Origin of the sequence: Rhodococcus sp. IEGM 1370, assembly GCF_033142325.1 — a bacterium.
In the GTDB taxonomy this organism is placed as follows: Bacteria; Actinomycetota; Actinomycetes; order Mycobacteriales; family Mycobacteriaceae; genus Rhodococcoides.
Map to the genome: position 1 here is coordinate 34,371 of NZ_JAWLRY010000022.1, position 10,811 is coordinate 45,181.

General features: G+C 64.4%; 10 protein-coding genes. 2 read left to right on the forward strand and 8 right to left on the reverse strand.

What is annotated here, in order from left to right; all coding sequences use genetic code 11:
- Positions 1–14 precede the first annotated feature (14 nt).
- From R4P47_RS21300 to R4P47_RS21330, 7 genes are all read right to left on the reverse strand, one after another.
- Positions 15–1,313, reverse strand: a complete 1,299-nt coding sequence (locus tag R4P47_RS21300) for a DUF2786 domain-containing protein (RefSeq protein WP_317785654.1) — start codon at positions 1,311–1,313, stop codon at positions 15–17.
- A 90-nt stretch (positions 1,314–1,403) separates the two neighbouring features.
- Positions 1,404–2,213 carry a hypothetical protein gene (locus R4P47_RS21305; RefSeq protein WP_094640003.1) on the reverse strand — a complete coding sequence of 270 codons (810 nt, stop codon included), beginning with the start codon at positions 2,211–2,213 and terminating at the stop codon, positions 1,404–1,406.
- A 162-nt stretch (positions 2,214–2,375) separates the two neighbouring features.
- Positions 2,376–3,974 carry an FAD-dependent oxidoreductase gene (locus tag R4P47_RS21310; RefSeq protein WP_317785655.1) on the reverse strand — a complete coding sequence of 533 codons (1,599 nt, stop codon included), beginning with the start codon at positions 3,972–3,974 and terminating at the stop codon, positions 2,376–2,378.
- A gap of 27 nt (positions 3,975–4,001) precedes the next feature.
- Complete coding sequence (locus tag R4P47_RS21315; protein WP_317785656.1) at positions 4,002–5,021, reverse strand: diiron oxygenase; 1,020 nt, start codon at positions 5,019–5,021, stop codon at positions 4,002–4,004.
- Between the two features lie 91 nt (positions 5,022–5,112).
- Positions 5,113–6,414 carry a T3SS (YopN, CesT) and YbjN peptide-binding chaperone 1 gene (locus tag R4P47_RS21320; protein ID WP_317785657.1) on the reverse strand — a complete coding sequence of 434 codons (1,302 nt, stop codon included), beginning with the start codon at positions 6,412–6,414 and terminating at the stop codon, positions 5,113–5,115.
- A 91-nt stretch (positions 6,415–6,505) separates the two neighbouring features.
- Entirely contained in the window at positions 6,506–7,672 is a 1,167-nt protein-coding gene (locus tag R4P47_RS21325) for a hypothetical protein (protein ID WP_317785658.1), read from the reverse strand.
- A gap of 48 nt (positions 7,673–7,720) precedes the next feature.
- Positions 7,721–8,395: an NrtR DNA-binding winged helix domain-containing protein gene (locus R4P47_RS21330; RefSeq protein WP_317785659.1), complete on the reverse strand. Its 675-nt coding sequence runs from the start codon at positions 8,393–8,395 to the stop codon at positions 7,721–7,723.
- A 61-nt stretch (positions 8,396–8,456) separates the two neighbouring features.
- Here R4P47_RS21330 and R4P47_RS21335 point away from each other — a divergent pair, with 61 nt between their 5' ends.
- Together R4P47_RS21335 and R4P47_RS21340 are read left to right on the forward strand one after the other, a co-directional pair.
- The gene (locus R4P47_RS21335) at positions 8,457–9,383 is read left to right on the forward strand and encodes an ADP-ribosylglycohydrolase family protein (protein WP_317785660.1); all 927 of its coding nucleotides are present in this window, start codon (positions 8,457–8,459) and stop codon (positions 9,381–9,383) included.
- Positions 9,380–9,889: an O-acetyl-ADP-ribose deacetylase gene (locus R4P47_RS21340; RefSeq protein ID WP_300521584.1), complete on the forward strand. Its 510-nt coding sequence runs from the start codon at positions 9,380–9,382 to the stop codon at positions 9,887–9,889. The genes R4P47_RS21335 and R4P47_RS21340 overlap by 4 nt, the downstream gene beginning before the upstream one ends.
- Positions 9,890–9,895: 6 nt before the next feature.
- On the opposite strand, the gene R4P47_RS21345 is transcribed toward R4P47_RS21340, so the two are convergent.
- Positions 9,896–10,594: an excalibur calcium-binding domain-containing protein gene (locus R4P47_RS21345; RefSeq protein ID WP_317785661.1), complete on the reverse strand. Its 699-nt coding sequence runs from the start codon at positions 10,592–10,594 to the stop codon at positions 9,896–9,898.
- Between the last annotated feature and the right edge of the window lie 217 nt (positions 10,595–10,811).

Here is a 10,811-nt window from a genome sequence, read left to right on the forward strand (position 1 = left end):
CAATGTAGCGCGCACTACGAGGCCAGATCGGATTTGTCGATACGTTCGCGCCCACCGGTAAGGTCCGCGCGTTCGGCGGCGGCACGGCCGGCATGCGATCCCGCTGCATTGTCGCTGCTGAACCTGATCGTTCTCGTCGTCGGATGCCGGGCCGCGAACGCTCGGTCGACTGCGTCGGTTCGTTCCGCCATGATGGGCACCAGCGCAGAGCCGTGTTCTCGAGTGGCGGCCGCGGTGGCGCGGTCGCGTGCTTCGGTCAGTCGTTCCCCGATACGGTGGGCGTAGGCGATCAAGAAAGCGTTGCGGAAACTACGGGTCCGCGCTGCCGGCGAATCGGCCACCTCGTCGAGTGCGCGCGTCGATTGCACGAGTAGCGAGGTGTAGAGGAGCTCGCACAGATCGAGATCGACGGGCATGCCGATGATGCTGGCCAACAAGTACTTCTTCTTCCACAGTGTCCTGGCACCATTTGCATGGCATACGCAGTGCAGCAGAAGCAGTTTGGCTTTGGAGTACGGATTGCTCACCATGATGCGTCGAGTGACGACATCGTCGATCAGGCTGCGAGGGTTCCCCACATCGAGAAGCGCGCTGTCGATCGCGTAGCGCGTCATCAAATCTTGGGCTTTGGCCGATAACGCCTCGGCCTCAGCGGGAAATTGCGTCGACTCGGCCTTGGCCAGCAGCCCTCGGATTCTGCCGAGCATCTTCGAGTCCGTGGCACGCCCGGGGCCGGTCGCTGCCGACTGTGAGGTCCACCGGGCCGGAGGGGGAAGGAGCTTCTCGAGAGGCAACAGCCATGTCGAACAACCGAGTACGAGCAAAAGGGTGTACCAGGACTGCGCCGACGATCGTCGGTTGTACGAACGCCACCGCTGAAGTCTCTCGGCGGTCGTGCCCCCGGCGGAGTCGACGTGCAGCTCGGATAGCTGATCACGCCATGAATCCGGAGCGAGGCGCTCGGCCGAGCTTCGCGCCGTGTGTGCTCCGATGGCCTCGACCATGACCACTGTGCCGTCGCCTCCGGCGCACTGAAGCGTGACATGGACGAGTTCGGCGGGCTGCCAACCGTTCTCGAACGCCGTGTCGAGAGCATCGTCGAGTGTTCGAGCCGCCCGATCGAGTATCGAACCAGCCTGTTGCTCGGCCACAGCGGCCAAACGTTCCGCAATCAGCCGGACCCTGTCTTTCCCCACTGATCCGAGTTGGGCGAATCCGATTCCGCTGTCGAGCAATTCGCTCGGATCGGCATCCTGCCACGCGCTGGTCGCCCGCGTGTACTTGAAAAAACTGTCCAAATCGATACGACTCATCGTCGTCCCCTCCACGTCCCCCGGTGTGGTCACCGAACTGTTCGGTGAGACGCAGAGTAGGGGAGGGGTCCGACAAACTTTTCGAACGTGTCAGCGAGGGGCAAGCATCTGCAGCAGTTCCTCGACCGACGGCAGACCGGGGATCACGGGAAGGTTCGGAACAGAGACGGCGGCGGGCGGTGCCGTCAATTCGATTCCGCCGAGCGCGCCCAAGACGTCGTCGGTGTTGGTGCTGCTCGGTCCGTACGTGTTGGAGGCGACGACGAAATCATCGCCGATCGACGCTGACGCGACAACACTCGACCGGTCGTCGGCCCATCCCCACTTGCTCCCCGTCACGCCGGCCAACTGCTGGGTGCCCCAGTCCTGAACCATTCCGTCGCGTGCCACAGGAGCCGCGGTGTTCATCCAGGCGAGGACCGGGCTGGCGGGGTCGGTGCGCTTCTTCGCCGCCAAGAATCGCACGGTGTCGGCTGTGCTCGTGGACGAGCTGCCCCAGAAACCTCCCCGCGAGGTAGAGGTGAGTCCGTACTCCGCGGCGGTCGCCGAAATTGCCTGGGGGTACTTGTTGTCGAGCGTCGAAGCGGCACCGTCGTCGCTGACCTGGATCATCCGCGCGGCGAGATCGAGGTCTCTCGGTGAACCATCGCCGAAGCGGACGACGTAATCTGCCATGTAGAGCTTGACCGTCGACAGTCCCGGGCGCGCCGAGTTGTCCTCAGCGCTGCCCACATAGGTCCCTGTCGGGAGATGTTCGTACGACAACGAGGTTCGGGCCGGGACATCCGAGAGGTCGCCGGGTGTCGGCAAAGCCTGGGCCGGTGCCGCACATACCAACGCCATGGCAATACCGACAATTGGGACAGCAGTTCTGGTGAAGATGCGTCGTAGGGCCGGCATCTCGTGCTTCTCGAGGTGTTGGCCCGCCGTGAGTCGGTGACCGATGACTGTAGTTACCCCGATAGTAGACGCTTCAACCTCGAGGCCGTCCGGATGAATGCGACGTTGTTGCACTCGGAGTGACCGAAAGGCATATTGATCCCAACCGGGGTGTGCGATCGGTCAGGAGCGGCGCAGCGTCGAGAGCAGTGCTTTCGAGCGTCGCAGTGGGCTTCGACTCGAGTCGGCCGGCCACGTGCTGGGCAACTCGATGGGGTCCGTCAGGCGACCGGCATTGAAGTCGTCGACCAGGTGTCCGACGGTTTCCTGCGCGCAGGATTTGTTGGTGCCGATGAATCCCGAGGGGCCACGCTTGATCCAGCCGGTGACGTAGGTGCCGGTCGCGGTCGACCCACCTACTTCCTCCAGGACGCGCCCGCCGTTGTTGGGAATGATGCCGACACGATCGTCGAACGGGACTCCGGGGAGCGCAACGCCGCGGTAGCCGATCGAGGTGAGGACGAGACCGGCCTCGACGATGTCCACGTCGCCGGTCGGGACGCTGCGAACCACGTCCTCGCTGTCGGCGGACAGGCCCATCCGCTCGAACTCGACGCCCGTCACTCGATCGGTGCCGAGAATGCGGGTGGGGGAGAGAAGATAGCGCAGGGTGATTCGCCTGCGGCCGTCGCTGTGTTCGGGGGATTCGTCGACGTGGCGAAGCAACTGAAGCTTCTGCGCCACGGCGTGGGGTAGGTCGTCGGTGCTCGCGAGTCGGACGGTGACCGGATCGAGCGCGAGTTCGCTTCGGTCGATGGCCAGGTCGATATCGGGGACGGTCAGCAGCCCGGCGAACTCGGGAACGGTGAAGGCGGACTGCGCCACGCCGCGGCGACCGACGACGACCACCTCGCGAATGGAGCTGTGGCGCAATGCGTCCAAGGCGTGCGGAGCGATGTCGGTCCGAGCGAGCGCATCCGGATTCATCGTCAGAATGCGGGCGACGTCGAGGGCGACGTTGCCGTTGCCGACGACCACCGCGCGCTCGTGCGAGAGGTCGAATGTGGGATGTGCGTGGTCGGGGTGGCCGTTGTACCAGGCGACGAAGTCGGTTGCCGAACTGCGCCCGGGCAATTCGGCACCGGGAATGCGGAGCTCACGATCCGATGACGCCCCGACCGCGTAGATGACGGCGTGGTGGGTGTCCATCAACTCGTCGTGCGTGACGTCCTTGCCGATCTCCACGCCGAGGTGGTACGTGAATCCCTCTTGTGCAGAGATGGTTTCGAACAGGCGAGATACCTGACGCGTCTTCTGATGATCGGGTGCGACGCCGAGTCGAGCGAGGCCGTGTGGTTGTGGGAGTCGGTCGTAGACGTCGACGCTCACGCCCGGCTGCGTGAGCAGCTCGTCCGCGGCGTACATCGCCGATGGGCCCGATCCGACGATCGCGACTCGCAGCGGCTGACGATCCCGCGAGACCGACGCAGCAGGCGTGACCGGGGCCAGGATCGGCCGAGGCGGGCGCTCCTGTTTGTAGAAATCCGCATTGATCGTCAGGAACGGCAGTTGTGCCTCTGTCAGTTTCGCCTGCGGCACAATGGCATCGACCGGGCAGGCCGAGACGCATGCGCCGCAGTCGACACACGACTGCGGGTCGATGTGCAACATCTCCGCCGTCAGGAAGTCCGGCTCGTCGGGAGTGGGATGGATGCAGTTGACAGGACACGCGTAGACGCACGATGCGTCGCTGCAACATGACTGGGTGACGACGTGGGGCATGAGGTTTCCTGACGGCTGGGGCTGGCGCTATGCGGCGAACTGGCTGGAACTGCGGTCGGGTTCGCTGCGGAAACGGGACGCTTTGCCGTCGATTCCGCACAGCTTCCACATCAGGCGAGCGGCGCGATTCATCATTCCGGTGTCGTTGGCCAGCATGCGGACGTCTCCGAAGTAGTCCTGCAGTGCGTGCTGCGACTCCGGAGTACCCCAGAACAGGTCCTTCTTCACCTGCTTCGGGATGGCGAACTTCGTCCAGAACTTCTTCGGCGGAATGACGATGACGTCGCACAAAATGCGCATCGTGATCGGGAAGGCCAGCGAGAGCAAGAACCGTCCGGCCTTGGACATCTTGGGGACGCGGCGACGCAGCAACTGGTGTGCGAACGAGATGTGCCGCGCTTCCTCGGCGACGTGAATCGCCATGACGCTCTGCATGATCGGGTGGATTTCTTCACCGGACCGCAGGACCGACTTCTGGATGTGGTCGATGGGCTCCTCGCCCGCGAGAACGCCGACGAAGAACAACTCGGGCAACAAAGTGGCGAACAGGGGGATGAACGGCGACAGCATCTTCATCGGGCGACTCATGCCGGGAGCATCGGAATCGACGCGGTTGACCATCTCCTGGAACATCAGGGTGTGGTTGCACTCTTCGATGGATTCGTGGGTGCAGTAGCGTGCCTCGGCCGAGCCGTTGGGCAGCGAGAACACGTACTGCATCATGCCGCGGATCAGAATGTTCTCGAACTGAAGACCGACCTTGGCGACATTGGCCTGACGCCACATGCCGATCTCGATCTGCTTCTCGAGCGGCAGTGCTCGGTACCAGGCGTGGCCACCGATCGGGTCCGTCTTCGCGGGCAGTACCCAGCGAACATCGTTCGCGGGCACCGCGAACTTCTCGGACTCCCAGTCGATATCCACGTACGGGTCGAAGTGCTTGTGAACAGAACCCTCGGACAACAGGGTGAGTGTCTCGATGTACTGCTGCTCGTCCGCGGTGTCGGTATCGACCGAAACGGACGTGGTGCCTGTCGTCAGTGTCATGGCTTCTCCAAACGAGGTGCGAACATGGAGTTAATGTAACCCCAGTTGACACGAAAGGGAAGCGCGCTGAAAAACCGTGTTCGGTTTCCGTCTACTGTTCGTCCGAACGTTCGTCGGATACCTCGGCCACCTCGTCGGTCTCGAACAGTTGCAACTGGATCGCCGACGGATCGACCACCGGCGTGACCTGCTCGGGTGTGCTGCGCAGTACCTCGCGCAGCGCAGCCACGGCGCGACCCCATTTGCCGGCTTCGCGGTCTGCCTCGTCGACGTCGCAGTGCTCGTCTCCGAGATCGGCAGCGACCGCCATGCCACGCCACGACGCCTCCTGTTCGGCGCTGATGCGCAGGTAGGAGGCGACGACATCGCGATCGGAGTCACAACGTTCGAGCACGGTGTCGAGATCGAGTGGTTCCGCGGATTCGGCTACCAGATCGACCAATTCGAGCAGACCGTCCGGAAAGTCCTCTGCCTCGATCGGGGGCGGCGTCGGTTCGCCGAGCGCACCACCGAAATCCTCGGCGAATTTCTCGTCGACCTGGTCCCATACGTGGCTGAGCATCCGCACTGCCCACAGCAAGTGATCGGCTACGAAGGGGGAGCCGCTCACCCGCACCTGGGCGACGATGCAGTCCTGGACCAAATGCAGCATCACATCGGGCAGCTGCAAATTGAGATCGACCAACAACTCCGCAGCGCGGGTTCGTCCCGACACGGCGTGCACCAGCGTCGAATTGATCTCGACCACGGGTTCGGTGGGCTTGACCGACACGTATGCGGTGCCGTTGACGAACCGCAGGGGGATGTCGCCGTCGGGGTCGTGATCCGGCGGGAAACCGAACCACGGCTCGAGCGCTCGATCGACCAGTTGCTGCAGGTGTTCCTTGCCCTTGGGCTGTACGCACATCGGAACGACAGTGATGCCGGGCTCGGGGGTGGCGACGTCGAAACTCGGTACGTCGTATCGGCCGGTGGCGCGCGAGCTCAGGAACGACGGATGCGGGAGACCCCAGATGTCACGGAACACCGCAACGGTCGTCTTGGCCAGATCGTCGGACCAGGATCGATTCCGGTCCACGTGCGGTGCGGTCGGTTCGGAATCGACCGACATGCGAAACCCCAACGCGCTGAGCGCTTCCCGCTGCTCTTCGGTGATGGCACGGCTGTGATGCAGGTGCTCGTTCGCCGGGATCTCGCAGCGGACCATATCGAGATCCCAGGCGTAGAACTGCACGCAGGCTGCGGTGTCGGGCACGCCGTCGGTGCTGTCGTATCGCGACTCGATCACCAGCGCATCGTTGTCGCGCATCGCGCTGACGTAGTCGCCGAGTCTGCGCTGGAACTGCATCCAGGCAGCGTCGACGTCGAAGTCGAACTCGAGTGAATCGCTCATGTCGGCTCCTTACCCAGATCGCGTTGGCGTAACGCACAGTCGGTGACGCTAGCGGCGACCACCGACACGGTCTCGGTGTTCGCGGGGGCCGTCACGACGACGCTGAATCCTCGACCGAGCTGTGGAGCGGGTCGTGCTGAGACTCCTCGTCGATCACACCGAACGGCAGGGCCTCGGCGACACCGTCGAGCACTGCCGGACGCAACGCGTGCGGAACGGCGAGTACTTCTTCGATCTTGACAAGGATGCCCTGCTCGATGAGGGATCGGACGCGGTGGTCGATCAACTGCGCCGTGCGCAGATCCTCACCTTCGAGTTCGGCGTAGTCCTCGCCCTCGTTGTTGATGGGGAGCTCGTCCGTCATAGCGGCGAGCAGCGTCTGTACCGCGAAAGTGTTCGCCAGCGAACGTGACACATCGGGGTCGTCGGCATCTCCCGACAGCTGGACGCGAACGTGTTCGGCGACCAGCTCGTGCATCGTCTCCGCGCCTCGGCCGGCCAGCGAATGCGCATTGTCGCCCGGCCTGGCGGTGTCACCGTCGATGCGAATCAATTCGGTCGCGATGGCCGTCGACCAGTAGTCGACCGCGGCACCCACCTCGAGCCGGGCGGGATCGAGCGGGGTGGAGCCGACCGCGCGCTGCAGGTCGGCGTCCTCGCCCACCGCCAACCCGTCGGCCACGCGCGCGACGATGTCGTCGAGGGCAGGTAGCAGCGGCAACGCGGAGATCGCGGCGAGTTCCTGGGCCAGCGAGACGTCGGGCAGATCGATGTCGTCGGCGTCGAGCATGTCGGGCTCGTCGCCTTGGAGGAAGTCCGAGAGATCTTCCATGCAGTGCGAGTAGTCCTCGGGAGTGCCGTCCCAGAGATCGGTCTCGTCGAGGAAGGTCAAGTACTGCAGTGACGTGAGTACCAGATTGACCGCGGTGTCCTCGGCCGTGTCGGACTCGTCCTGCAGGATGCGTTCCGCGGCGTCCACCAGCAGGTGTGCATCGGCGGGCAGCCAGGCACTGGGAGAGAAGCCGTTACGGGCTCCGGCCAGTTGGGTCAGTGTCGACGACACGAGTCGAGAGATCGCCTCCGATTGTTCCGACATCTCGCTCTCGTCGAGCCATTCGACGAAACCGTCGATCAGATCGGCGATGCGTTCGGTGACGGCACCGGTGGGGGCCGGTCGGGATTGCTGGTGACGCCGTTGCCGGGCCTTGGTCTTTTCCGCACGTTTCTGTCCGCGGTTGGCAGGCCGCTTCGATCCCATGACTGCCAGCTTATCGGTAGGCATGTCCGGTTTCGTCGATCCGTGCCCTCAGCGAAGTAGGAACGAGCCCGCAGATGCAGGAAGAGCTGGATTCGATGCGCGACGATACAGCTCTGCGGGGCGGCCGCCGCCTGCGGTCGAGGTTGTGCCTGTCCCTTCGAGTGACCCTATGACGTGACGTCGGAACGTGTCTTTCGGCAGAGCGCGATCGAACACGATCTCGTACAGCTCGCGGAGTTCGAGAAGGGTGAACTCCGCGTCCGTCAGCAGTGCGGGATCGACCGCACGCGCGTAGCGATCACGGAGGTCGAGAACTGCCTCGGTCACCATGGTGCCGTGGTCGAAGGCCAGTGTCGACACCGGTGCGGAGTCGTCTATCGGCATCGATTCGGTTGTGGGAGCAAATGATCGAGCCGAGATTGCTGCGCCGTGCGCCATCGACAGGACCCAGCCGCGGTCGTCGCGGTCGGGATCGTCGAACATCCTCAGCTGGTGAAAAGTGAGATCGATCAACTCTGCCTTTGTCCTCAACGCGCGGTCTGCCGCGTCGGCGAGAGTCTCCGACGGTCGCAGAAAGGTGCCCGGTAGCGCGGGGCCGCGCTCCGACGGCACCACGACGACGTGCAATTGCCGTTCGCGGACGGTCAGTACCGCCACATCGACTGCCACGGAGGGGCGCGGGTAGTCGGTCAGCGCGTTGCCGTCTCGGTCTCGCCAGGTCATGCGTTGCAGCTTAGCGCAGTAATGATCTATAGTTAGCTCAACATCGATCTAAGGGGTAGGTATGCAGTTGACGGACATTCAGCACGACCGAGCGCGGGGCGTTCTCCTCGGAACGGCAGTGGGTGACGCCTTGGGCGCGGGCTACGAGTTCGGATACCCCTCACCCGAGACGACGATCGCCATGGTCGGCGGCGGCGCATTCGATTGGGCCCCGGGGGAATGGACCGACGACACCTCGATGGCGCTCTGCATCGCGCGTGCCCTCGAGCAGGGTGGAGACATCGACGACATCGCCGAGAATTTTCGCGCGTGGTTTGCCCAGAACCCTCCGGATGTAGGAAATCAAACGCGCTCCGTGCTCGCGCAGACCACACTCAGCGGTGCCGAGATGACCGCGGCGGCAGCGTCACTGTCGGGTAGAACCGGCGGCAACGGATCGCTCATGCGTACCGCACCCGTCGCCTTGGCCTACCTCGACGATGCGGCCGGATGTCGAGCTGCTGCTGCACGGATCAGTGCCCTCACCCATTCCGACCCGCATGCCGGTGAGGCATGCCAATTGTGGACTCACGCAATTCGATACGCGGTTCTTCGCGGTACATACGGTGGGGTGCGTGAATTTCTGGCCGAGGTCGACACCGACGTCCGCGAGTTCTGGCAGCCCCTGCTCGATCAGGCGCAGGAGGGGCAGCCGTCCGATTTCCCGAACAACGGCTGGGTGGTCCACGCTCTGCAGACGGCGTGGTGGGCGATCCATCGGTCCGCCGACGCGGAGCGGCCCCTGCCTGCCGCTCTCGAACTGTGCGTCCGCGCCGGCGGCGACACCGACACCACGGCAGCCATCGCGGGAGGACTCCTCGGAGCGCGTTGGGGCGCATCGGCGGTGCCGCGCGAATGGCGCGACATCGTCCACGGATACCCAGGGTTGCGCGCCGACGATCTCGATCGAATCACCACGAACATCATTGCAGCGAGGGAGGTTTCATGACAATCATCGACGTGGTCCAGGGCGACATCACCGACGTTGCCGCCGATGCGATCGTCAATGCCGCCAATGCACGATTGCTCGGCGGCGGGGGAGTGGACGGTGCCATCCATCGAGCCGGTGGGCCGACGATCCTCGCGGAGTGCAAGGCGCTGCGGGCCACCACCCTGCCGCACGGCCTCGACGTCGGCGCAGCCGTCGCCACCACCGCGGGCAGACTTCGCGCCGGCTGCGTCATTCACACCGTCGGCCCGCGCTTCTCCCCACACGAGGACAGATCTGAGCTGCTGCGACTCTGCTATGCCCGAAGTCTTGCTCTGGCAGCGTCGATGAACCTGAAGTCCATCGCTTTTCCCCTGATCTCCGGCGGGTCCTACGGATGGCCGATGCACGACGCAGTCACCCAACAGGTCGTGGCAGTCAAAGCTGCCCGGCCGTCGGTCGACCTCGTCATGCTGATCGCCTACTCCCGCGAAGCCGCGAACCTGACGCGGCGGTTGGTGGGTTGACTGCGGTCAGTTCTCGCAGCCGACGGCATCTTCGTCGCGGTCCAGCTTGGTGCTGTATCCCGGATCCCCGGCGTAGATCGGGTCTGCACCCGCTGCACGGACCGCATCGCAATTGGCGTACGAGACGGCAGAAGGCACTGCGACGAACGGCGCGGGAGCGGTGTAGACGGGCTCGGGTGTGTACACCGGCTCCGGCGTGTAGACGGGCTCCGGAATGTACGCGGGCTCGGGCGGCGGGATGTATTCCGTTGTCGTCGGTATCTCGACGACGGCGGCGACCGCTTCGGTCGTCGGGGCTGCGGTGGTGGTGGTCGGGACCGGTGTGGTTGTCGACGGCGTTGCGGTGGTCGTCGTGACGGTCGGTAACGCAGGCACGGCCGCGACCGGTGCGATGGCGGTCGTGGTCTCGGGTTCGGTCGTGGTGGTCAGCCCCATCACGAACAGGGCGGGGAGGACGGCGATGGCAGGTACCGCCCAGACCTTGCGGCCCCGCGCGGGTGACGAGCGCAGGTACACGACTCCGCTGCCGACCAGCAACGCGCCGACGAGCAGCGCGCCGAACTCGAACGAGACCACTGCCCCGATCAGAAAGAAGGCACCGAAAACAATCGCGGCCCAAGCGAATACCTTCCCGAACAGGGGGCGGCGAGGCGCTCGAGCCTCGGGTGCCGGTCGCTGAAAGGGTGGCGGGTAGGCGCTGGTCATGTCGAGGGGTCCGTTCGGATCGCGAGAGGTGTCGATGTCGCGGCCGAGATGTCACCCGCGAGACCGGAAGCAACCGTCTCGTTCTATTCGAACCGGTCGGTCGCATTTCCGTTCACCATGTCGTACCGACGGGGTACCTCGTTACATCCCGTGCGAGAACGGCAACCGCTCGATCGGTAGTGCTCGCGAAAACCGCCGATCGCAGTGATAGAACTGC

What these genes read in the sequence shown, in the direction of transcription:
- R4P47_RS21300 (WP_317785654.1), bottom strand. Translation starts at nt 1,313, where the DNA reads ATGAGTCGTATCGATTTGGACAGTTTTTTCAAGTACACGCGGGCGACC.
- R4P47_RS21305 (WP_094640003.1), bottom strand. Translation starts at nt 2,213, where the DNA reads ATGCCGGCCCTACGACGCATCTTCACCAGAACTGCTGTCCCAATTGTC.
- R4P47_RS21310 (WP_317785655.1), bottom strand. Translation starts at nt 3,974, where the DNA reads ATGCCCCACGTCGTCACCCAGTCATGTTGCAGCGACGCATCGTGCGTC.
- R4P47_RS21315 (WP_317785656.1), bottom strand. Translation starts at nt 5,021, where the DNA reads ATGACACTGACGACAGGCACCACGTCCGTTTCGGTCGATACCGACACC.
- R4P47_RS21320 (WP_317785657.1), bottom strand. Translation starts at nt 6,414, where the DNA reads ATGAGCGATTCACTCGAGTTCGACTTCGACGTCGACGCTGCCTGGATG.
- R4P47_RS21325 (WP_317785658.1), bottom strand. Translation starts at nt 7,672, where the DNA reads ATGGGATCGAAGCGGCCTGCCAACCGCGGACAGAAACGTGCGGAAAAG.
- R4P47_RS21330 (WP_317785659.1), bottom strand. Translation starts at nt 8,395, where the DNA reads ATGACCTGGCGAGACCGAGACGGCAACGCGCTGACCGACTACCCGCGC.
- R4P47_RS21335 (WP_317785660.1), top strand. Translation starts at nt 8,457, where the DNA reads ATGCAGTTGACGGACATTCAGCACGACCGAGCGCGGGGCGTTCTCCTC.
- R4P47_RS21340 (WP_300521584.1), top strand. Translation starts at nt 9,380, where the DNA reads ATGACAATCATCGACGTGGTCCAGGGCGACATCACCGACGTTGCCGCC.
- R4P47_RS21345 (WP_317785661.1), bottom strand. Translation starts at nt 10,594, where the DNA reads ATGACCAGCGCCTACCCGCCACCCTTTCAGCGACCGGCACCCGAGGCT.